This window comes from Comamonas composti DSM 21721, assembly GCF_000429845.1.
Lineage (GTDB): Bacteria > Pseudomonadota > Gammaproteobacteria > Burkholderiales > Burkholderiaceae_C > Comamonas > Comamonas composti.
The window spans coordinates 14,532-36,369 of sequence record NZ_AUCQ01000039.1 but is presented as its reverse complement, the minus strand read 5'-3'; the positions used below and the strand labels follow the sequence as shown (position 1 = coordinate 36,369).

The window sequence follows — 21,838 nt, the reverse complement described above, 5'->3', positions numbered from 1 at the left end:
AAGGCCTTGGACAGAACGGTAGCGATAGCAGCCGTCAAGGTGGTCTTGCCGTGGTCCACGTGACCGATGGTGCCAACGTTGACGTGCGGCTTGGTGCGCTCGAATTTTTCTTTTGCCATCTTTCGACTCCGAAAAAAATCTAAATCACTACAACAGGATTTGGCGCAACCCTATCTAGCGAGCGCACCAGAAGTTGGTGCCCATGGGCAGGATCGAACTGCCGACCTCTCCCTTACCAAGGGAGTGCTCTACCACTGAGCCACATGGGCAATGAGATAGCTCTCGCGACCTCATAAATCTTTGCTCAAAACTGGAGCGGGAGACGGGAATCGAACCCGCGTCATTAGCTTGGAAGGCTAGGGTTCTACCATTGAACTACTCCCGCACAGATTGACTGCACGAAGCCACCCTTTCAGGCAACCAACTCTTCACCCATTACTGGTGGAGGGGACTGGATTCGAACCAGTGTACGCGTTAGCGGGCAGATTTACAGTCTGCTGCCTTTAACCACTCGGCCACCCCTCCGAAGAGACTTGAATTGTAGCACTGTTTTCTGCAACAAAAAGAAATCGAAAATTTTTCCGAACTCCTGTCACCGAAAGCTGGCGCGGCTGGCGGGGATCGAACCCACGACCCTTGGCTTCGGAGGCCAATACTCTATCCACTGAGCTACAGCCGCACTGGAAAGTCACCCATCCATGCAAGCCGAGCATTGTCGCACGACTTTGCCAAACGGCAAATGAGCCTCTTATGAAGTCATGGACACATCAAAGCCCAAACCTCGCAGAAACAAGTCCACAGTCTTCATCCCCACTTTACGCAAATCAAAGTCCTGGCGCATCAACCAGTTCTGAAAGAGCCCATCGAGCACCGCACGCAGCGCCACAGCCGCCTCGGGGGCCGGCATGGGCATGGTGATGCCATGCTCCTTCTCTGCGATACGCAAGCTGGCCTCCAGCCGCTGGGCGAACGCGCTCATGGCCGCCAGGTTACGCTCCTGCACCAATACCAACTCGCCCACGTACTCCACCTTGAGCAGCAAAATCTCGAAAACCCTGCGCGTGCGCTCATCCTCAACCATTCGCCCAAAAACGAGAGCTGCAATAAAGCGAATCCTTTCCAGGCCTTCCGGCCTGGTCGGATGCTCCCCGTATGCAGCCTGCTCCAACGGAAATGTCACCCGGTCAAGCAACGCAAAAAACAAGTCCAGCTTATCCTTGAAGTGCCAGTACACCGCCCCGCGCGTAGCTCCGGCCCTCTGAGCGATTTCACTCAAAGACGCCCTGGCAACCCCTTGCTCATAGAACACCTGCTCAGCAGCATCCAGCAAACTATTGCGCGTCGCAACCGCATCTTCTTTTGTCCTTCGTGCCAAGATGTACCCCTTTTTATAAATATAGATCTACGGGCTGCCACTCCACGCCCGACCGCCGCAAGCAACAATGATCTCCATTATACATTCATGGATGTATGTATAATCCCCGACACTCAAAGCCTGTGGTGCGCCTAGAAAGAGCTGACCGGCCCGCCATTCAAGCCAATTAATTCATCACAAGGACTCTTCATGCCCAGCACACGTAGTAATGTGTCAGCCGTCTCGTCCCCTTATGGCTGCTTACGCCTCACCAGCCTCGCCCTCGCCATTGCAGCCACAATGGCCCTGACCGCATGCGGTAACAAGCAATCAGACCAGGCAACAGCGCCGCAAAAATCCCCTCCAGCAATCCCGGTCGGCGTTGTCGTAGCAACCCCTGGAGACATAGGGCTGTTGACTGAGCTACCCGGTCGAGTCGATGCGCGCCGCGTGGCCCAGGTACGTGCTCGCAGTGCCGGGATACTTCAAGAGCGCCTCTTCAAGGAAGGCAGTGATGTCAAGGCCGGCCAGGTGCTCTTCCACATAGATTCGGCCCCTTATGTCGCGGCAGCTCAAAGTGCCAAAGCCTCCCTCGCCCGTGCCGAAGCCAACCTGCTTCAAACGGCAGCCCAGCTTGAGCGCTACCGTCCGTTGGTTCAAGCCAATGCCATTAGCAAGCAGGATTTCGTGAATGCCGAGGCTGCTCACAAGCAAGCGCTTGCCGACGTCGCATCTGGGAAAGCCGCTGTAAGTACAGCAGAAATCAACCTTGGCTATGCCAGGGTGACAGCTCCGATCTCAGGTCGCATTGGCCAATCACTGGTCACCGAAGGTGCTCTGGTTGGGCAGGGTGAGGCCACTCCACTGGCGGTCATCCAGCAGATCAACCCGGTCTACGTGAACTTCACACAGTCTGCAGGCGAGGTCTTCCGCCTGCGGCGCGCCATGGAGGCCGGCGAGCTCAAGAAAGCCGACAGTTCAGAAGCCGCCAGCGTGGAAGTACTGCTCGAAGATGGCACGCCCTATGAGCTCAGGGGCAAGCTGCTGTTCTCGGACCTGACCGTGGACAGCACCACAGGTCAGGTCACTCTGCGCGCAGAAGTACCCAACCCCAAGGGCTTGCTGCTACCCGGTCTCTACGTGCGCGTTCGCGTAGAACAGGCCCAGGCGTCCAACGCCATCGCCATTCCCCAACAGGCCGTGACCCGGACCGACTCCGGTGACATGCTGAGCGTGGTCAGCGACGACGGCAAGATAACCAAGCGTCAGGTCAAGATCACTGCCGCCCGCAACAACCACTGGCTGGTTTCCGAAGGCCTGCAGCCCGGGGAGAAGGTCATGGTCGACGGCTTCCAGAAGCTGCAAATGGTTCCTCCGGGCACCCCGGTCACTCCCGTGCCCTGGAAACCTGGTGCAGAAACTGCGGCTCAGGAACCAGCAGCGAGCGCTTCCGCATCCCAGGCCGAAACCGACGCCAAGCCCACAGAGGCGGCGGACAAGAAATAAACCAGAGGCTCATCAATGGCCAAGTTTTTTATAGATCGACCGATCTTTGCCTGGGTAATTGCGCTCTTCATCATCATTCTTGGTGGTGTGGCGCTGACCAAGCTGCCGATTGCGCAATATCCCAAGGTGGCGCCTCCCGCCATCGTGATCAACACCGCCTATCCCGGGGCATCCGCTCAGGTTCTTGAGGACAGTGTGCTGTCCGTCATCGAGCGCGAGATGAACGGTTCGCCCGGCCTGGTCTACATGGAGTCGGTAGCCCAGGCCGACGGCACGGGCAGCATCACCATCAGCTTCGAGCCAGGCACCAATGAGGACATGGCCCAGGTGGACGTGCAAAACCGTCTCTCGCGCGCCACTCCCCGCCTTCCTGCGTCCGTGACGCAGCAAGGCGTGCGCGTGGAAAAGGCCGCACATAACTTCCTGCTGTTCATCATGCTGTCTTCGGACAGCATAGACACCTCGACGCTGGCCGACTATGCAACCCGCAACATCGTGCCTGAGATCCAGCGTTTGCCAGGTGTGGGGCAGGCCCAGATGTTCGGCTCGGAAAAAGCCATGCGCGTCTGGTTCGACCCGGCCAAGCTCCAGGGCTACAAGCTATCCGTAGATGAGGTTACGGCAGCCATCCGCAGCCAGAACGCCCAGGTTTCCAGTGGCGTCATTGGCGACCTGCCCAACATCACAGGCCAGAAGATTGCCGCCACCGTGACCGTACACGGCCAGTTGACCTCGGTAGAGCAGTTCGAGAACATCGTGCTGCGCGCCAACACCAACGGTGCCACCGTGCGCCTCAAGGACGTGGCAACCGTGGAGCTCGGCAGCCAGGCCTACGCCACCTCGGCACGCCTTAACGGCAAGGAAGCCGTGGGCATCGGCGTCCAGCTCACGCCCAGCGGCAATGCCTTGGCCACGGCCACGGCAGTTCACAAGCGCATGGACGAGCTGGCCCAGTATTTCCCCAAAGGAGCAAGCTACACCATTCCATACGACAGCTCGACCTTTGTGAGCCTTTCCATCGAGAAGGTCGCGCACACGCTGCTCGAAGCCGTGGTCCTGGTGTTCCTGGTGATGTTCCTGTTCCTGCAGAACTGGCGCTATACCGTGATTCCCACGATCGTCGTGCCAATTGCTCTACTGGGCACATTTGCGGTGATGCTGGCCCTGGGCTTTTCCATCAACGTGCTGGCCATGTTCGGCATGGTACTGGTCATCGGCATCGTGGTGGATGACGCCATCGTGGTGGTCGAGAACGTAGAGCGCATCATGAGCGAAGAGGGCTTGCCGCCTCGCGAAGCCGCCCACAAGGCCATGGGCCAGATCTCGGGCGCCATCATCGGCGTGACCCTGGTGCTGGTCGTGGTGTTCATCCCGCTGGCCTTCTTTGCTGGCTCCACGGGCAATATCTACCGGCAGTTCTCCATCGTCATGGTCGCGTCGATCAGCTTCTCGGCCTTCCTGGCCCTGACACTGACACCCGCGTTGTGTGCCACGCTGCTCAAGCCCGTGGAAGCCGGCCATCATCATGAGAAAAAGGGCTTCTTCGGCTGGTTCAACCGCACCTTCAACCGCTACGCCAAGGGCTATGAAGGGCTGGTTGGACGCTCGCTCAAGCGCCCCGTCATCATGCTCGGCGTGTATCTGGCCATCATCGCCGGTGCCGCCGTCATCTTCCGTGGCCTGCCAACCTCGTTCCTGCCCAACGAAGACCAGGGCTACTTCATCGTCAACGTCCAGCTGCCTCCCGGTGCCGCCAAGGAGCGCACATTGGAAGTCATGCAGGAAGTGGAAAACGCCGTGCTCAAGCAGCCCGAGGTGGCCAACATGGTCAGCGTACTGGGCTTCAGCTTCTCGGGCCAGGGCCAGAACGCAGGTCTTGCCTTTGTTCCCCTCAAGGACTGGTCCGAGCGCAAGGGCCCAGACTCTACGGTGGACGGCATGACGGGCCGCATCATGGGGCTTACTGCCGGCATACGCGATGCTTTCGTGTTTGCCGTGAACCCCCCGCCCATCCCCGAGCTGGGCAATGCCACAGGCTTTACCTTCCGTCTGCAAGACCGCGCCGCTCATGGTCATGACGCACTCGTCAACGCCCGCAACATGTTGCTGGGCATGGCCTCGCAAAGCAAGGTCCTGACCGGCGTTCGTCCCGACGGCCTGGAGGATGCACCCCAGTTGCGCATAGAGATCGATCGAGACAAGGCCAATGCCCTGGGCGTGGGCTTCGACTCCATCAACACCACGCTGTCCACGGCCCTGGGCTCGGCCTATGTGAACGACTTCCCCAACCAGGGCCGTCTGCAGCGTGTGATCGTCCAAGCCGATGCCCCAGCCCGCATGCAGGAAGACGATGTGCTGCGTCTGAATGCACGCAACAGCAGTGGAGCGCCCGTTCCACTGTCGGCCTTTGCGACGACCAAGTGGGTCACGGGTGCTCAGCAGACCGTGCGCTACAACGGCTACCCGGCCATGCGCCTGGATGGATCGGCGGCGCCCGGCTACAGCTCGGGCGATGCCATGGCTGAAATGGAAAAGCTCGCAGCCAAGCTGCCCGAGGGCTTTGGCTTTGAGTGGACGGGCCAGTCACGTGAGGAAAAGATCGCGGGCAACCAGGCCACGGCGCTTTACACCTTCGCCATTTTGGCCGTCTTCCTGTGTCTGGCAGCCTTGTACGAAAGCTGGTCCATCCCGCTGTCGGTGATTCTGGTCGTGCCACTGGGCCTGCTCGGCGTGGTGCTCGCCACCCTGCTGCGCGAGTATTCCAATGACGTGTACTTCCAGATCGGCCTGGTCACGGTGATCGGCTTGTCAGCCAAAAATGCGATCTTGATCGTCGAGTTCGCCAAGGACTTGCAAGCCGAGGGCAAGAGCCTGTTCGCCGCAGCGCTGGAGGCCGCACATCTGCGCTTCCGCCCCATCATCATGACCTCGCTGGCCTTTGGTCTTGGCGTGATGCCCCTGGTCATCGCCTCGGGCGCCAGCTCGGCCAGCCAGCGCGCCATCGGTACCGGCGTGCTCGGCGGCATGGTCACCGGCACCGTGCTGGCCGTGATCTTCGTGCCCACCTTCTTTGTTGTGGTGCGTACGCTGTTCAATGGCCGCAACAAACAGCAAAACCCGCCGTCCGCAGCGACAGGCAAGGAGACTTTGAGCCATGATTAATCGCAGCACACCGGTGGCCCTGGCCGCCGCCCTGCTCATGGCGGGGTGCTCGCTCATCCCCACCTACGAGCGGCCTGCCGCACCCGTGGCAGACCAGTACGCCCACGGCAACGCCAGCACTTCGGCCAATGCCAAGGCTGCGGCCCAGATTCCCTGGGAGGCTTACTTCCAGGATCCCAGGCTGCAGCAACTGATACGCCTTTCCCTGGAAAACAACCGCGACCTGCGTGTGGCCGCGCTCAACATAGAGCGTGCCCAGGCACAGTACCGGATCACGCGCGCCGACCAATTCCCCTCTGTGGACCTGGGCGCCAATGCCAGCCGGGCCCCCAATACCACGGGCTCGGGTGACAAATACCTCAACAGCTTCAGCGTTGGCCTGGCCGTGACTTCCTGGGAGCTGGACTTCTTCGGCCGTATCGACAGCCTCAAACAGGCAGCCCTGGCCCAATATCTGGCCACCGAAGAAGCACGCCGCGCAGCTCAGACCAGCCTGGTGGCCTCGGTCGCCAACAGCTGGTACACCCTGCTCGCCGACGAGGAACTGCTCAAGATCTCCCGCGACACCCTGAAAACGCGCGAGGAATCCGTGAAGCTGGCCAAGCTGCGCTTTGACACTGGCGTGGCATCCGAGCTCGACTATCGCCAGGCCGTCTCGCTGACCGAAGCAGCGCGCGCCACATTGGCGCAACAGCAGCGTCAGCGCTCCCTGGATGAAAACGCTCTCGTACTCCTGCTGGGCCAGGCCCTGCCCCCCGATGTCAGCGCCAGCATCAGCGGCCAGCGCCTCAACGACGTGGCCGACATGCCCACAATTCCGTCAGGCCTGCCCTCGGATCTGCTGACCCAGCGCCCGGACATACGCCAGGCCGAGCAGCTGCTGATCTCGGCCAATGCCAGCATTGGAGCCGCACGCGCAGCCTTTTTCCCGCGCATCGCGCTGACGGGTCAATTCGGCACGGCCAGCAGCGAGCTCTCGGGCCTGTTCAAGAGCGGCAGCTGGGGCTTCTCACTTGCGCCTTCGGCCCTGCTGCCGATCTTCGACGCAGGCCGCAACTCAGCCGGCCTAGCCGTCGCCAAGGTCGAGCGCGATGTCGCCCTGGCGCAATATGAAAAGGCCATACAGACCGCCTTCCGCGAAGTCTCGGACGCGCTGGACGGCCAGGATCTGCTGAACGACCAGATCAAGGCCCAGCGCGCCCAGCTCGAGGCCGAACAGGCGCGGCTCAAGCTCTCTGATCTGCGCTACAGCAATGGTGTCGCCAGCTATCTGGATCTGCTGGATGCCCAACGCTCGCTGTTCACCCTGGAGCAGACCACGGTCCAGGCACGCCTGACCCAGTTGCTCAACCAGGTTCAGCTCTACAAGGCGCTTGGCGGCGGCTGGACAGAGAGCGCCGTAGCGGCGGCCTCAGGCACGGCAAGTACGTCAGACAATCCCTAGGAGCGTTTTCAGAAGAGCGCCAGCTTCAAAGGGCTGCCGGTATACCGGCGGCCCTTTTTCATGCGAGGGGCAATCCAGGGCTCCACCAAGGATTTGCCCAGAGCTTGATCCATCTCATGGCATATCAGGCTGCGAAGGCAACCTAGGATAGAGCACAGTGGCTACTGTTGCCCCTCGTCGATATAATCGCCGGTTGACTCAAGCCCCCACAACAATAGAGGTCTTCATGAGCGATACCCACAACGAAGATGCCCACACCGGCCCGATCAAGAATCCCAAGCAACTGCTGATTGCAGTCTTTCTCTCGTTTGTGATTCCCGTCTTCGTCATCATAGGCCTCGTGCAGTATGTGAGCTCGGGTGACAAGGCGGGCGCTGGCGCCTCCCACTCCGAGATGGCGAAGGCCCAGCGCCTGCAAAAGGTAGGCCAGGTTGAAGTGCGCGATGCCAACCGCCCACTGCGCACCGGCGAGCAGGTCTACAACGGCCAATGCGCCGCCTGCCACGCCAACGGCACGGCCGGTGCGCCCAAGTTCCAGGACGCAGCGGCCTGGGGGCCCCGTCTCCCGCAAGGTCTGGACGCCCTGGTGCAGTCCTCCCTCAAAGGCAAGGGAGCCATGGCCCCTCAAGGCGGCGGCGATTTCAGCGACTTTGAAATCTCTCTCGGTGTGATCTATATGGCGAATGCAGCCGGCGGCAAGTTCGCCGAGCCCAAGCCCCCGGCCGGCGAAGGCGCAGAGGCGCCTGCTGAGGCAAGTGCTCCTGCGGCAGCCGAGCAGCCTGCTCCCGCGGCTGCCGAAGCACCGGCTCCCGAAGCCGTCGCCCAGCCTGCAGCCATCACGACCGTCCCCCCTGCCAGCGCCGCTGCCGCAGGCAAGGCTCTTTACGACAAGGCCTGCGTGGCCTGCCACGCAGCCGGTGTCGCCGGAGCTCCCAAGTTCGGCGACAAGGCCGCCTGGGCGCCCTACGTGAAGGAAGGCCTGGATCACATGCTCGAAGTCGCCATCAAGGGCAAGGGCGCGATGCCTCCTCGCGGCGCCTCCACGGCCACGGACGACGAATTGCGCGCGGCCATCCAATACATGGTGGACAACGCCAAGTAAGCTCTCTCAAGCCGCAGCAAAAAAGGCAATGTGCATGCACATTGCCTTTTTTGTTGTTCATACCGGCGCTCAGCCTTCCAGGCTGCGAGCCGGACTGCGCACAAAGCCGAAACGCTGAGGCAGCTCTGCGGAGTCCAGCTCCTTCCAGGCCGGCAGTCCTTCGGCATCCAGGGCCGCACTGGCATCCAGCATGTCCTGGCTGTGCACCAGGCCCAGGCCTTGGGGAGTCTGCAGATAAAGCCGACCCAGCTCATCCACGAAGCTGGCCTGGACCGCCTCGGACGCCAGCGCCCGGCCCGTGTGGTCGTGGATTTCCAGGGAGTCGTCAGCCCAGCGCAACCGCCAGACCCAGGGCGTGCATTCGAGCTCCACATAGACACGCTGCGGCCCGTTCTGGAAAAACCAGCGCCCATCAGGCTCGGCCAGGTAATTGCGGCCTATGAACTCGCACAGTTTTTCATGGCGCAGCAGCGAGCCTTTGGCCCCTGGCTTGCCGCTGTCGAACGCGCCGCAGCCTTGGGCCGCGTCATCGCGCATATACCAGCCGCCGCGCGCATCCAGTCCCAGCCAGCCGCTGCAGGCCGGCACATTCGGCCATTTGGCCATGGCTTGTTTGACGATGTCATCCATTGCTTGTCTTCCTCACGAGCTGCACCAACCGGGCTCGGCAGAGCTGCCCCATGGTGCCCGACCTGTCCAACCTCTTGCCTGACGCAGACCTATTCCTTGCTCTCATGACCAGCCAGCCAGCGCATTACGGCCTCTGGCATGGCTCGCACATGGCCGGGCCAGCTTCCCTCAACAAAGCCCACATGGCCGCCCTGCTCCGGCTGCCAGAGCGTAACCGAGGCGCCCACATCCCGCGCACCGGGCAGACTTGCCGCTGGCACGAAGGGGTCATTGCGCGCGTTGAGCAGCAAGGCGGGAACGCGAATGTCGGCAAGCACAGGTTTGGCCGATGCACGGTGCCAGTAATCGAGCGCATCGCGAAAGCCATGTACGGGGGCGGTGAACGCATCGTCGAAATCCTGCAGGTCGCGCGAGCGAAGTACGGCTTCGCGGTCGAACAGGCCCGGAAACTGCTCCCACTTGGCCAACGCCTTGGGCATCAGGGTACGCAGAAACATGGGCGTGTAAATCCAGCGGTTAAGCCCCCGGCCCAGAGCCCGCCCGCCAGCGACCAGATCCAGCGGCGCGCTCATGACGGCCAGCGCCCGGACCACATCTGCAGCCCGCGCTCCCTGGAGTCCGGCCCAGCGCGCCAGCACATTGCCGCCCAGCGAGACTCCGACGGCAAACAACGGCCCCTGGGCACACAGGCACAGACGGCGCAGGATCCAGTCCGCCTCATCGGCATCGCCGCTGTGATAGGCGCGCGCTGCGCGATTGGGCTGGCCGCCACAACCACGAAAATGCGGCACGACCATGGACCAGCCGCGCAACTCCGCCAGGTATTGCAGGGCCAGGGCGTAATGGCTGGCCGCCGAGCCTTCCAGCCCATGGAACAGCACCAGCCAGGGCCGGCGCCCGCATGCCTCGCCTGCCTGCACGCTCAGAGCCACGTCGATGAAGTCGCCATCAGGTGTATCCCAGCGCTCCCACCGCCAGAGCGGCGGCTTGCGTCCACCGGGCAGGCGCTGCGCCTGCACAGCGGCCCAGATGGTCTGGGCATGGCCGCCCGGCAGCCACAGCGGCGCCTGAAACCGGGGAGAAGAGGCATTCATGGGCAAAGACATAGTGCGATGGTTGTCGTCCTGCAACATGCATCGGGCCCGACGCGGCACAATCACGGGCGAGTTGCAGTGCCGACGACGCTGCCCCTGCATGGTTTCAACAGCACTTTCCTCTATATCTTATGAAACGTCTTCTTGCCACGCTTGCCATGGCCCTGGCTCTCACGGGCTGCGGCTACAACGATTTTCAGCGCCTGGACGAGCAGACCAAGTCCGCCTGGAGCGAAGTCCTCAACCAGTACCAGCGCCGTGCCGACCTGGTGCCCAACATCGTGGCCACGGTCAAGGGCGAAGCCAGCTTCGAGCAGGACACGCTGACCCAGGTGATCGAGGCCCGCGCCAAAGCCACCTCCATCCAGGCCACGCCCGAGCTGGTCAACAACCCCGAGGCCTTCAACAAGTTCCAGCAGGCCCAGGGCGAGCTCACGGGGGCCTTGTCGCGCCTGATGATGGTCTCCGAGCGCTACCCGCAACTGCAGGCCAACCAGGCCTTTCGCGACCTGCGCGTGACGCTGGAGGGGACGGAAAACCGCATCACCGTGGCCCGCAACCAGTACATAGAGTCGGTCAAGCAGTACAACGTGCTGGCGCGCAGCTTTCCCAGCAATCTGACGGCCAAGGTCTTCGGCTATGAGGTCAAGCCCAGCTTCACCGTGCAAAACGAGGCCGAGATCTCGAATGCACCCAAGGTCGATTTCTCTGCGCCCGCAAAACCCCAGTAAGCGGGACTGCACTTCATGGCCTTTTTGCCGAGAGCGCTGCTGGCATTTGTCCTGGCCTTTGCGGGCTGGGTTGCGGCCCAGGCCCAGTCAAGCCTGCAGCCCGTACCCGAGCTCCAGGCCCGGGCCATGGACCTGTCGGCCACGCTGAGCCCGCAGGAACTCGCAAGCCTGCAAGCCCAGCTCAAGACCCTGGAAGACGAAACCGGCGCCCAGGTCGTGATCCTGATGCTGGCCAGCACGGCCCCCGAGGACATTGCAGCCTACTCCAACCGCGTGGCCCAGAGCTGGAAGATAGGCCGCAAGAATGTGGGCGACGGACTGCTCATCGTCGTCGCGAAGAACGACAAGCGCATGCGCATCGAAGTCGCAAGAGCCCTGGAAGGCGCCATTCCCGACCTCATGGCCGCGCGCATCATCGACGGCGCCATGAAACCGCGCTTTCAGGCCGGCGACTATGCAGCCGGCCTTGCCGAAGCCGTCGAGCAGCTGTCCCTGCTGATCCGCCATGAAAAGCTGCCCTCCGCACCCGCCGAAAGCCTGTCCGCCCGAGGGGGCGACTGGGCCATGGGCCTGCTGGCCCTGCCCCTGCTGCTGGCACCGCTGGCACGCATGTTTTTGGGCCGCCTCAAGGGCTCGCTGCTCATGGGTGCGGGCACAGGCATTGCGGTGTTCCTCATCGAGCGCAGCTGGCAGCTGGCCCTGGGCGCCAGCCTGGCCATGATGGTGGTCACCGTGCTCGGCCTGTTCCGGCTGCTGGGCCTGTTCTCCGGCCACGGGGGCGGTGGCGGCAGAGGCGGATTCAAGTCGGGCGGTGGTGGCCGCTTTGGCGGCGGCGGCGCCTCTGGAGGCTGGTGAATGCCGGGTACGTTTGCCAGCTTGCACAGACTGCTCCAGCGGGCGCTGCTCGTCATGCTGAGCTTGCTCGGCGGCCTTTGGCCGGGCGCCGCCCAGGCCCAGCCGCTGCAACCGATTCCGGCACTCACGGCGCGTGTCGTCGATCTTTCGGCCACGCTGAGCCCGCTCGAGGCACGGCAGATCCAGGCCCGGCTCCAGACCCTGGAAGACGAAACCGGCGCCCAGATCGTGGTCCTGATGCTGGGCAGCACGGCCCCCGAAGACATTGCCGCCTATGCCCACCGTGTCGCCAGCGACTGGAAGATTGGCCGCAAGAGCGTGGGTGACGGCCTGCTCATCGTGGTTGCCAAGGATGACAGGCGCATGCGCATCGAAGTCGCCAAGCGCCTGGAAGGCGCGGTCCCCGACCTCATGGCCGCACGCATCATCGACCAGGCCATGAAGCCCCGGCTCAAAGACGGCGACTATGCGGGCGGACTGCTGGCCGCCATAGACCGGCTCTCCCTGCTCATCCATGGCGAGCAGTTGCCTGCGCCAGAGGCTGGCGGCCCGCCGGGCTCGGGATGGTTGCTGATTCCCTTTTCATTTTTCGGCTTTGCCATAGGCGTGCCCCTGAGCCGCAGCCTTTTCGGCAAGGGCCTGGGCTCGCTGCTCATGGCGGCCGGCATGGGCGGCATGGGTTACTGGCTGTCCGGCAGTGCGCCTATTGCCCTGGCCACCGGTCTGGTCGCCATGCTGTTTGTCTGGCTGGGCAACTCCAGCCGCAACCAGGCGGGGCGCCAGGCCGGCTCCCGCAAGCCAAACAGCCGCAGAAAGCGTGGCCACTCGCGTGGCGACAGCGGCTGGCATGGGGGTGGAGGCGGCTGGAGCTCGGGCAGCAGTGACAGCTGGAGCTCCAGCAGCAGCGACAGCTTCAGCTCGGGCGGCGGGGGTGACTTTGGAGGCGGTGGTGCCTCGGGAGACTGGTGATATGCAGCGTCTTTTTTCCCGCGTCACGCGGCTGGTACGCCATCGGCTGGCCGAGCCCGGACTTGAGCGGCAGATTCCACGCCCGGTCCTGGACAGGCTGGAGCAGGCCATCACCGCCAGCGAAGCCACGCATACGGGCCAGATCCGCATCTGCATAGAAGCCGGCCTGCCCTGGAGCTATATCTGGCGCGATGCCACGGCGCACGAGCGCGCGCTGTCCCAGTTCGGCAAGCTGCGCGTCTGGGATACCGAGCACAACAACGGTGTGCTGATCTATCTGCTGCTGGCCGACCATGCGATCGAGATCGTGGCCGACCGGGCTCTGGAGCGCAGCATGACGACCGAGCATTGGCAGACGCTGATCAGCGACATGGGCTCGGCCTTTCGTGCCGGGCATTACGAGCTCGGGCTGCTGGCCGCGCTGGAGCGCGTCAGCCATCAACTGAGCGCACACTTTCCACAGCCCGCCGGCACACCAGGCCTGAACGAGCTGCCCGACACGCCCATCGTGAAAAGACATGTCTGAGAGCGTGAACACGCTCTAAAAAAGAAGCGGTTAGCGCTTGCCCTGCGGCGGTTTCAGCTCGAAATCCATTCAAAGTTCTTGCCTGGCAGGCGCTAGCCGCTATGATTTTTACATTTGCTTAAATCCACGATTTTCACCCAGCGGGCCGCTGCCTTGGATGGCACGGCTCTTTGCCCCCAAGGCTTTGACTCCAAGGAACGACCATGAAATTTCTCCTGCCCCGCCTGTGCCTGGTTGCCGCCACGCTGGCTCTTGCAGCCTGCGGCAATACCATCCTCGGCGCCTCGCCCGACCGGGCTCTGGACAAGTCCCAGGAATACGACCATGTGCTGAGCTGCAAGCTCAAGCAGGACGAGCCCATGCGTTGCGAAACCCAGGCCGTCTCGCTGTGCCCCAAACCCGACAATGCCGATGTGCATAAAACGCGCACCGTGGACCCCGTGGACAATGCCGTGACCTACGTCTACCAGGTGCGCTGCGGCAAGTAAGGCCAGGACCGGCGGCGCGCACATTGCGCCAACATCCGCCAGCAACGACAAAGCCGCCCGAGAGGGCGGCTTTTGTTTTTTCCTGACCCGTTGCTGCGACAGACGGCTGCTTTGGTGCAGCCGGCAGCGCCGATGCGGATCAGCGCTTTTGGCGGTACTTGCGCAGGGCGGCAATCTGGGCGGCCATGACGGCCAGCTCGGACTGGGCGCGCGCCAGGTCGATCTCGCTCTTGGCGTTCTTGAGTGCTTCCTCGGCCGCAGCTTTGGCTTCCTTGGCCTTTTGCTCGTCCAGGTCGGCACCGCGAATCGCGGTATCGGACAGAACGGTCACGCAGTTGGGCTGCACTTCGAGAATGCCGCCGGCCACGAAGACAAACTCTTCACGGCCGTCCGCCATCTCTATGCGCACCGAGCCGGGCTTGATGCGCGTGATCAGCGGTACGTGGCGCGGGAAGATGCCCAGCTCGCCGGCTTCACCGGGCAGGGCGACAAAACGCGCTTCACCGGAGAAGATGGACTCTTCGGCACTGACCACATCAACGTGGATGGTGTTCATCTTTGCTCCTCAGAAAAGGTTGAATGGGCCCTGAATCGAACTGATACCGCACCCACGAAACAGGCACGGCCCAACTCGGGGACGCCGAGCAAGGGCCGCCCCGCAGTGAGGGCGTCGTCCCCCTCCCGCGTAGCGAAAGAGGGGGAAGCGGCGCAGCCGCTCAGGGGGTGCCCCATCAAGCTGCCAGCTTCTTGGCCTTCTCAAAGGCTTCGTCGATGGTGCCCACCATGTAGAAAGCCTGCTCGGGCAGATGGTCGGCTTCGCCGTTCACAATCATCTTGAAACCGCGAATGGTTTCCGCCAGGGGCACGTACTTGCCGGGAGCACCGGTAAACACTTCGGCCACGTGGAAAGGCTGGGACAGGAAGCGCTGGATCTTGCGAGCGCGAGCCACGACCAGCTTGTCTTCGGGAGCCAGCTCATCCATGCCCAGAATCGCGATGATGTCGCGCAGTTCCGTGTAGCGCTGCAGCGTGCCTTGCACTTGACGGGCCACGGAGTAGTGCTCTTCACCCACGACCTGAGGGTCCAGCTGACGGCTGGTGGAAGCCAGCGGGTCAACGGCGGGGTAGATACCCAGGGCAGCGATGTCACGCGACAGCGCCACGGTGGAGTCCAAGTGAGCAAACGTGGTCGCGGGCGAGGGGTCGGTGTAGTCGTCGGCAGGCACGTAAACGGCCTGGATCGAGGTGATCGAACCCACCTTGGTCGAGGTGATGCGCTCTTGCAAACGGCCCATTTCCTCGGCCAGCGTAGGCTGGTAGCCCACGGCCGAAGGCATACGGCCCAGCAGGGCGGACACTTCGGTACCGGCCAGGGTGTAACGATAGATGTTGTCCACGAAGAACAGCACGTCACGGCCTTCGTCACGGAAAGCTTCGGCCATGGTCAGACCGGTCAGCGCCACGCGCAGACGGTTGCCCGGGGGCTCGTTCATCTGGCCGTAAACCATGGCCACCTTGGAGTCGCCCAGCGACTCCTGGTTCACCACGCCGGCGTCCGACATTTCGTGATAGAAGTCGTTGCCCTCACGGGTACGCTCGCCCACACCAGCGAACACCGACAGACCGCTGTGGGCCTTGGCGATGTTGTTGATGAGTTCCATCATGTTCACGGTCTTGCCCACACCGGCGCCACCGAACAGGCCCACCTTGCCGCCCTTGGCGAACGGGCACACCAGGTCGATCACCTTGATGCCGGTTTCCAGCAGTTCCTGCGCGGGAGCCAGTTCGTCGTAGGCGGGAGCCTTGCGGTGAATGGAAGCCGTCAGGGACTGGTCCACGGGGCCACGCTCGTCGATGGGATTGCCCAGCACGTCCATGATGCGACCCAGCGTTGCCTTGCCCACGGGCACGGTGATGGGAGCATGGGTGTTGCTGACCATCAGGCCGCGACGCAGGCCGTCGGACGAGCCCAGCGCAATGGTACGCACCACGCCGTCGCCCAGCTGCTGCTGAACTTCCAGCGTCAGGGCCGAACCTTCGAGCTTGAGCGCGTCATAGACCTTGGGCATCTGGCCTTGCGGGAACTCAACGTCCACCACAGCGCCGATACATTGAACAATCTTGCCTTGTACTTGAGCCATTTTTCGCTCCAATATATTTGTCTGCTAAAGCCGTTTACACAGCGGCGGCGCCGGCCACGATCTCCGACAGCTCGGTCGTGATCGCTGCTTGGCGCGTCTTGTTGTAGACCAGCTTCAACTCGCTGATGACATTACCGGCGTTGTCGGTCGCAGCCTTCATGGCCACCATGCGCGCCGATTGCTCGGACGCCATGTTCTCGGCCACGGCCTGGTAGACCAGGGACTCCACGTAGCGCAGCAACAGCTCGTCGATGACGGACTGTGCGTCGGGCTCGTAGATATAGTCCCAGCCATGGGCGGACGTCTTCTCGGCTTGCATTTGCGCTGACGACAGCGGAAGCAGCTGCTCCACCACCGACTCTTGCTTCATGGTGTTGATGAACTTGGTGTACGACAGGTACACCGCGTTCAGCTTGCCTTCGGCATATTGATCGAGCAGCACCTTGACGGGGCCGATCAGCTTGTCCAGATGGGGCGTATCGCCCAGCGCCGTTGCGTGCGAGACCACCTTGGCACCGACCCGGTTCAGAAAACCCAGGCCCTTGTTGCCAATGGCCACGGTCTCGGCCGCCACGCCCTGGTCCTGCAATTCGCGCAACTTGGCCGTGACGGCACGCAACACGTTGGTGTTCATGCCACCGCACAATCCCTTGTCGGTCGTCACCACGATGACGCCGGCCTTCTTGACATCGTTCACCTTCATGAAGGGGTGAACGTACTCGGGATTGGCTTGACCAAGATGGGCTGCGATATTGCGGACCTTTTCGCTGTAGGGACGAGCCGCCAGCATCCGGTCCTGCGCCTTGCGCATCTTGGATGCGGCCACCATTTCCATGGCCTTCGTGATCTTCTTGGTGTTTTCCACCGATTTGATCTTGCCGCGAATTTCCTTACCTGCTGCCATGATGGCTCCTCGTCCGGTTTAAGCGAACGACTTCTTGAACGCAGCGACGGCAGCGTTCAATTCGGCCTCGTCCTTGCCTTCCTTGTCGAAAGCACGGTTTTGGTTCAGGCGGTCCAGCAGGGCACCATGGCTGGTCTTCAGGAACTGGTGCAGACCAGCTTCGAAAGGCAGCACTTGCTTGACTTCAATGTCATCCATGAAGCCCTTGTTCACCGCGAACAGCGACACACCCATCAAGGCCGTGGACAGCGGGCTGTACTGGGCTTGCTTGAGCAGCTCGGTCACGCGGGCGCCGCGGTCCAGCTGCTTGCGGGTGGCTTCGTCCAGGTCGGAAGCGAACTGCGCGAACGCAGCCAGTTCACGGTACTGTGCCAGGTCGGTACGGATACCGCCGGACAGGCCCTTGACCAGCTTGGTCTGAGCGGAACCACCCACGCGCGACACCGAGATACCGGCGTTGATGGCGGGGCGGATACCGGCGTTGAACAGGCTGGTTTCCAGGAAGATCTGGCCGTCGGTGATCGAGATCACGTTCGTGGGCACGAAGGCCGACACGTCACCCGCCTGGGTTTCGATGATGGGCAAAGCCGTCAGCGAACCCGTCTTGCCCTTGACCTCGCCCTTGGTGAAGGCTTCGACGTAGTCGGCGTTCACGCGAGCGGCACGCTCCAGCAGACGGCTGTGGAGATAGAACACGTCGCCAGGGAAGGCTTCGCGGCCCGGGGGACGGCGCAGCAGCAGCGAAACCTGGCGGTAGGCCACGGCCTGCTTGGACAGGTCGTCATACACGATCAGCGCGTCTTCGCCGCGGTCGCGGAAGTATTCGCCCATGGTGCAGCCCGAGTAGGCCGACACGTACTGCATGGCAGCGGATTCGGAGGCGGTGGCAGCCACGACGATGGTGTAGTCCATTGCACCGGCCTGCTCCAGAGAGCGCACCACGTTCTTGACCGAAGAAGCCTTCTGACCAATCGCCACGTAGACGCAGGTCACGCCCTGACCCTTTTGGTTGATGATGGCGTCGATGGCCACGGCCGTCTTGCCGGTCTGGCGGTCACCAATGATCAGCTCGCGCTGGCCACGGCCCACGGGCACCATCGAGTCGATGGACTTGATGCCGGTCTGCAGCGGCTGGTCCACGGACTGACGCGCGATCACACCAGGAGCGACCTTTTCGATCACGTCGGTCATCTTGGCGTTGATCGGGCCCTTGCCGTCGATAGGCTGACCCAGGGCGTTCACCACGCGGCCCACCAGCTCGGGGCCCACGGGCACTTCCAGAATGCGGCCCGTGCACTTGACGGTGTCGCCTTCGGAGATGTGCTCGTACTCGCCCAGAATCACGGCGCCCACGGAGTCGCGCTCCAGGTTCAGCGCCAGGCCGAACGAGGGCTGGCCATCCTTGCCGGCGGGGAATTCCAGCATTTCGCCTTGCATCACATCGGACAGGCCGTGCACGCGCACGATACCGTCGGTCACCGAAACCACGGTGCCCTGGTTACGGATATCGCGGCTGGCGGCCAGGCCTTCGATGCGGCTCTTGATCAGTTCAGAAATTTCTGCGGGATTGAGTTGCATGACTCTTTCCTTATTTAGTTAGCCTAATCCTCAGCCGCACTTAGGCGATGAGGGCCGCTTTCATTTGTTCCAGGCGGGCCTTGACCGAAGTGTCCAGCACTTCGTCGCCCACCACCACGCGTACGCCGCCGATCAGGGACTGATCTTGCTCGACCGTAAGGTTGAGCTTGCGACCGAAGCGCTTCTCGAGCGTGGCCCCAAGTTCGGCCAGCGCACCGGCATCGATGGGGAAAGCGCTATGGACCACGGCATCGGAAGAGCCTGCGGCGCGGTTCACCAGGCTGCGGAACTGCGCTACCACTTCGGGCAGGGCTTGCAGTCGGCCGTTTTCGATGATGACGCGCAGGAAGTTCGCTACAGCGTCAGGCAATGCCGAGCCGGCCACACCTTGGATCACGCTGAACATTTGTTCATGCGTCACCTTCGGGTCGTCGGCCAGCTGGCGCAATTGCGGGTCGGCGGCAATCGCCGCCAATTTCTCCGCCCAGACAACCGTGCCCGACAGGTCAGCACCCATATGGGTGCTGGCCTTGTACAAGGCATCTGCGTAAGGACGGGCAATGGTGGCGAGTTCTGCCATGTTTGCTCTTCCTTACAGCTCGGTCTTGAGGCGGTTCAACAGGTCGGCGTGAACGCCGGCATCGACTTGCTTGCGCAGGATTTGCTCGGCGCCTTTGACGGCCAGAGCTGCCACTTGCTCGCGCAAGACTTCACGGGCTGCGACTGACTGCTGCTCGGCCTCGGCGCGGGCAGCGGCGACAATCTTGTTGCCTTCTTCGGTTGCACGGGCCTTGGCTTCTTCAATGATGGCCTGGGCACGGCGCTCGGCGTCCGCAAGCCGCGATGCCGACTCGTTGCGCGTCTGGGCCAGTTCCTGCTCGACGCGCTGGTTCACAGCGGTCAGCTCGGTCTTGGCCTTGTCGGCAGCAGCGAGGCCATCGGCGATTTTCTGGGCTCGCTCATCCAAGGCCTTGGCGATCGGGGGCCACACGAACTTCATCGTGAACAGCACCAGGATCAAGAAGACTATGGCCTGAACGAACAGGGTCGCGTTGATACTCACGGCAACACCTTTCTATTTAGGGCGTTGATCGGAGCTTAGGCCAGGACGAAGGGGTTGGCGAAAGCGAACAGCAGAGCGATGGCCACACCGATCAGGAAGGCGGCGTCGATCAGACCAGCCAAGATGAACATCTTGGTTTGCAGTTCGTTGATCAGCTCAGGCTGGCGAGCCGAGGATTCCAGGAACTTGCCGCCCATCAGAGCAATACCGATCGAAGCGCCGATAGCGCCCAAACCAACGATCAGACCGCAAGCCAGAGCGACGAGGCCGAGAATGTTTTCCATGATGACTCCTGAGATTAAAGAAAGAGGAAGGTTGAAAGGGAAAGGGAATGGTCAGTGGGCTTCATGCGCCTGGCCGAGGTAAATCAGCGTCAGCATCATGAAAATGAAGGCCTGCAGGGTGATGATCAGAATGTGGAAGATCGCCCAGATAGAGCCCGCAATGATGTGCCCCACAGGGAGCAACACACCGGAAAGCGACATGGCAGCCGCACCGCCCATCAGAGCGATCAGACAGAACACCAACTCACCAGCGTACATATTGCCGAACAGTCGCATGCCATGCGAAACCGTCTTGGCAACATATTCAATGATTTGCATGGCCAGGTTCACCACACCCAGGATCACTGCAAACAACGGATTCTTGCTGGTGCCGAAAGGCGCGGTCACCAATTCATGAGCCCAGCCGCCCATGCCCTTGATCTTGATGCTGTAGAAAAAGCACAGGATCAGCACGGCCGTGGACAGGCCCAGCGTGGTCGAGAGGTCTGCCGTAGGCACGACACGCAAGGCCGCATGCGAGTCGCCCTGCACGCCTTGCCACAGCAAGGGCAGCAGATCGACGGGCAGCATGTCCATGGCATTCATCATGAAGATCCAGACGAACACTGTCAGTGCCAGAGGGGCGATGAACTTGCGGCTCTGCGCGTTGTGGATATTGGCCTTGGCCTGGTTGTCCACCATTTCCACCAGCATTTCCACCGCCGCCTGAAAGCGTCCGGGCACACCCGAGGTCGCCTTGCGTGCGGCCAGCCACAGCACGAACAGGCTCAAAAGGCCCAGAGCCGCACTGACAACAATGGAGTCGATATTGATCACCGAAAAGTCGATGATGGAGTTCTGCTTAATGTTCTGCAGATGCAGCAAGTGGTGCTGAATGTATTCACTTGCAGTAGGAGCATGGGCTTCCGCGGCCATCGTTCAACTTCTCTCAAAAAATATCAATCGGTTTTTCGGACATTGGGCTGCGCCAGCAGCGCGACCCAATACGTTTTCATCACGACTACCAGACCGGCCAACAAGGCCAGCCAGCTCAGGCCTGGAATCAGCTTGGGTGCAGCAGCCAGCATGGCAATGCACAGCACCAGCTTCACCAACTCCCAGCCAAAAATTCCCACCATGGCAGCCCCGGCCCCTCCCGGCCTCTGGCGAACCACAGCCCGCGCAAACAGCGCTGCCGGCAACACCACCGACAAGCCGCCATAAGCGGCGGACCAGGCAGCGACACCTCTTCCCGTCACCAGCCACGCCACCAGCGCAACCAGCACACCCATGACCGCCTGCACCAACACGATGCGCCAGACCGAAACCTGGGGGTTGCGCAAGCGCCAATCCCGGGCCTCTTCTGCGGTCAAGGGCTTGAAGTCGGCGTCATCGCCCTCAAGTCCTTCATCAAGCTCTGTCTCAGTCAGGCTGTTTTTCATTGATTTTTCATCGCCTAGAGCCAAGACAAGACTTTTTCACAAAGCCTCTGATTATAAGTAAAAACCCCTGACGAGGGCTAGGGATAGCCTGTATATGGACGGACCCACTCGTAAGGTGTAACAAAACACTGTCGCAATCAGCCAACAGTTAAATCCGAAAGTGCAGGCATTTTGCGCTTTCAGGCCTTGCCACCATTGACGTCAAGGCCGCGAACGATAGCGCACAATCACCGTCCACGACAAGCGAATCACCCGTATACACCCATGAACGACTCACTTCCTACGGCGAATCCGGCTCCTGAAGCCGATCCGCGCAAGGACTCGCTGATCGAGTACCCATCGCAATTTCCCATCAAGGTCATGGGCATCAAGGCCGAGCACCTGGTACACGAGCTGACCGAAATCGCCAGGCGCTTCGACCCGGCATTCGATGCTTCCACGCTGGAGCTGCGCCCCAGCAGCAGCGGCAAATACCTGGGCGTGACTCTCACGGTCACGGCAACCAGCCGCGCCCAGCTCGACGATCTCTACCAGGCCTTCACCGCACATCCACTGGTGAAAGTCGTGCTGTGAGCACGCCCCAGGC

The 21,838-nt window shown here is 61.9% G+C and carries 23 protein-coding genes and 4 tRNA genes; 10 read left to right on the top strand and 17 right to left on the bottom strand.

What is annotated here, in order from left to right:
• The 6 genes from G486_RS23680 to G486_RS0115980 all read right to left on the bottom strand — a co-directional run.
• The coding region (locus G486_RS23680) for a GTP-binding protein (RefSeq protein ID WP_034388042.1) at positions 1 to 119 on the bottom strand (119 nt) is incomplete at its 3' end.
• 75 nt (positions 120 to 194) lie between these two features.
• Positions 195 to 269 (bottom strand) — tRNA-Thr (locus G486_RS0116000).
• A 42-nt stretch (positions 270 to 311) separates the two neighbouring features.
• Positions 312 to 385 (bottom strand) — tRNA-Gly (locus tag G486_RS0115995).
• Positions 386 to 439: 54 nt separating this feature from the next.
• Positions 440 to 525: transfer RNA gene (locus tag G486_RS0115990), tRNA-Tyr, on the bottom strand.
• A 78-nt stretch (positions 526 to 603) separates the two neighbouring features.
• Positions 604 to 679, bottom strand: a tRNA-Arg gene (locus G486_RS0115985).
• Between the two features lie 69 nt (positions 680 to 748).
• Positions 749 to 1,375, bottom strand: coding sequence for a TetR family transcriptional regulator (locus G486_RS0115980; protein ID WP_027016444.1), 627 nt, complete (start codon positions 1,373 to 1,375; stop codon positions 749 to 751).
• 189 nt (positions 1,376 to 1,564) lie between these two features.
• On the opposite strand from G486_RS0115980, the gene G486_RS0115975 reads away from it, so the two are divergent.
• From G486_RS0115975 to G486_RS0115955, 4 genes are all read left to right on the top strand, one after another.
• Positions 1,565 to 2,860 (top strand): efflux RND transporter periplasmic adaptor subunit, encoded by a 1,296-nt coding sequence (locus G486_RS0115975; RefSeq protein ID WP_034388037.1) that lies wholly within the window; start codon positions 1,565 to 1,567, stop codon positions 2,858 to 2,860.
• A gap of 15 nt (positions 2,861 to 2,875) precedes the next feature.
• The gene (locus G486_RS0115970; RefSeq protein ID WP_027016442.1) at positions 2,876 to 6,022 is read left to right on the top strand and encodes an efflux RND transporter permease subunit; all 3,147 of its coding nucleotides are present in this window, start codon (positions 2,876 to 2,878) and stop codon (positions 6,020 to 6,022) included.
• On the top strand, positions 6,015 to 7,466 hold the full coding sequence (locus G486_RS0115965) for an efflux transporter outer membrane subunit (RefSeq protein WP_027016441.1): 1,452 nt from the start codon (positions 6,015 to 6,017) through the stop codon (positions 7,464 to 7,466). Before G486_RS0115970 ends, G486_RS0115965 begins: the two co-directional genes overlap by 8 nt.
• A 226-nt stretch (positions 7,467 to 7,692) precedes the next feature.
• A complete protein-coding gene (locus tag G486_RS0115955; RefSeq protein WP_027016440.1) occupies positions 7,693 to 8,568 on the top strand; it encodes a c-type cytochrome in 876 nt (291 codons plus the stop codon).
• A 69-nt stretch (positions 8,569 to 8,637) separates the two neighbouring features.
• Here G486_RS0115955 and G486_RS0115950 read toward each other — a convergent pair whose 3' ends face one another.
• Together G486_RS0115950 and G486_RS0115945 are read right to left on the bottom strand one after the other, a co-directional pair.
• Positions 8,638 to 9,198: a DUF2946 family protein gene (locus tag G486_RS0115950; RefSeq protein WP_027016439.1), complete on the bottom strand. Its 561-nt coding sequence runs from the start codon at positions 9,196 to 9,198 to the stop codon at positions 8,638 to 8,640.
• 89 nt (positions 9,199 to 9,287) lie between these two features.
• Positions 9,288 to 10,292: a YheT family hydrolase gene (locus G486_RS0115945; protein WP_034388035.1), complete on the bottom strand. Its 1,005-nt coding sequence runs from the start codon at positions 10,290 to 10,292 to the stop codon at positions 9,288 to 9,290.
• 131 nt (positions 10,293 to 10,423) lie between these two features.
• On the opposite strand from G486_RS0115945, the gene G486_RS0115940 reads away from it, so the two are divergent.
• The 5 genes from G486_RS0115940 to G486_RS0115920 all read left to right on the top strand — a co-directional run bounded on the left by G486_RS0115940 (position 10,424) and on the right by G486_RS0115920 (position 13,861).
• Positions 10,424 to 11,023: a LemA family protein gene (locus G486_RS0115940; RefSeq protein WP_027016437.1), complete on the top strand. Its 600-nt coding sequence runs from the start codon at positions 10,424 to 10,426 to the stop codon at positions 11,021 to 11,023.
• A 15-nt stretch (positions 11,024 to 11,038) separates the two neighbouring features.
• The gene (locus G486_RS0115935) at positions 11,039 to 11,878 is read left to right on the top strand and encodes a TPM domain-containing protein (RefSeq protein WP_027016436.1); all 840 of its coding nucleotides are present in this window, start codon (positions 11,039 to 11,041) and stop codon (positions 11,876 to 11,878) included.
• On the top strand, positions 11,879 to 12,847 hold the full coding sequence (locus tag G486_RS0115930) for a TPM domain-containing protein (RefSeq protein ID WP_034388032.1): 969 nt from the start codon (positions 11,879 to 11,881) through the stop codon (positions 12,845 to 12,847).
• A gap of 1 nt (position 12,848) precedes the next feature.
• A complete protein-coding gene (locus G486_RS0115925; RefSeq protein WP_027016434.1) occupies positions 12,849 to 13,373 on the top strand; it encodes a TPM domain-containing protein in 525 nt (174 codons plus the stop codon).
• 203 nt (positions 13,374 to 13,576) lie between these two features.
• On the top strand, positions 13,577 to 13,861 hold the full coding sequence (locus G486_RS0115920) for a hypothetical protein (protein WP_027016433.1): 285 nt from the start codon (positions 13,577 to 13,579) through the stop codon (positions 13,859 to 13,861).
• A gap of 139 nt (positions 13,862 to 14,000) precedes the next feature.
• On the opposite strand, the gene G486_RS0115915 is transcribed toward G486_RS0115920, so the two are convergent.
• The 9 genes from G486_RS0115915 to G486_RS0115875 all read right to left on the bottom strand — a co-directional run bounded on the left by G486_RS0115915 (position 14,001) and on the right by G486_RS0115875 (position 21,252).
• Positions 14,001 to 14,417, bottom strand: a complete 417-nt coding sequence (locus tag G486_RS0115915; protein ID WP_027016432.1) for a F0F1 ATP synthase subunit epsilon — start codon at positions 14,415 to 14,417, stop codon at positions 14,001 to 14,003.
• 175 nt (positions 14,418 to 14,592) lie between these two features.
• Positions 14,593 to 16,002, bottom strand: coding sequence for a F0F1 ATP synthase subunit beta (gene atpD / locus G486_RS0115910; protein ID WP_027016431.1), 1,410 nt, complete (start codon positions 16,000 to 16,002; stop codon positions 14,593 to 14,595).
• 34 nt (positions 16,003 to 16,036) lie between these two features.
• A complete protein-coding gene (gene atpG, locus G486_RS0115905) occupies positions 16,037 to 16,906 on the bottom strand; it encodes a F0F1 ATP synthase subunit gamma (protein ID WP_027016430.1) in 870 nt (289 codons plus the stop codon).
• An 18-nt stretch (positions 16,907 to 16,924) separates the two neighbouring features.
• Positions 16,925 to 18,484 carry a F0F1 ATP synthase subunit alpha gene (gene atpA / locus G486_RS0115900; RefSeq protein WP_027016429.1) on the bottom strand — a complete coding sequence of 520 codons (1,560 nt, stop codon included), beginning with the start codon at positions 18,482 to 18,484 and terminating at the stop codon, positions 16,925 to 16,927.
• A gap of 40 nt (positions 18,485 to 18,524) precedes the next feature.
• Entirely contained in the window at positions 18,525 to 19,064 is a 540-nt protein-coding gene (locus G486_RS0115895; protein WP_027016428.1) for a F0F1 ATP synthase subunit delta, read from the bottom strand.
• A 12-nt stretch (positions 19,065 to 19,076) separates the two neighbouring features.
• Positions 19,077 to 19,547 (bottom strand): F0F1 ATP synthase subunit B, encoded by a 471-nt coding sequence (locus G486_RS0115890; protein WP_027016427.1) that lies wholly within the window; start codon positions 19,545 to 19,547, stop codon positions 19,077 to 19,079.
• Between the two features lie 35 nt (positions 19,548 to 19,582).
• On the bottom strand, positions 19,583 to 19,831 hold the full coding sequence (gene atpE, locus G486_RS0115885; protein WP_011803767.1) for a F0F1 ATP synthase subunit C: 249 nt from the start codon (positions 19,829 to 19,831) through the stop codon (positions 19,583 to 19,585).
• Between the two features lie 51 nt (positions 19,832 to 19,882).
• Positions 19,883 to 20,746, bottom strand: a complete 864-nt coding sequence (atpB, locus tag G486_RS0115880) for a F0F1 ATP synthase subunit A (protein WP_027016426.1) — start codon at positions 20,744 to 20,746, stop codon at positions 19,883 to 19,885.
• 23 nt (positions 20,747 to 20,769) lie between these two features.
• Entirely contained in the window at positions 20,770 to 21,252 is a 483-nt protein-coding gene (locus G486_RS0115875) for an ATP synthase subunit I (protein ID WP_027016425.1), read from the bottom strand.
• A 264-nt stretch (positions 21,253 to 21,516) separates the two neighbouring features.
• On the opposite strand from G486_RS0115875, the gene G486_RS0115870 reads away from it, so the two are divergent.
• Positions 21,517 to 21,825 carry a YbeD family protein gene (locus G486_RS0115870; RefSeq protein ID WP_027016424.1) on the top strand — a complete coding sequence of 103 codons (309 nt, stop codon included), beginning with the start codon at positions 21,517 to 21,519 and terminating at the stop codon, positions 21,823 to 21,825.
• The last annotated feature ends 13 nt before the right edge of the window (positions 21,826 to 21,838 follow it).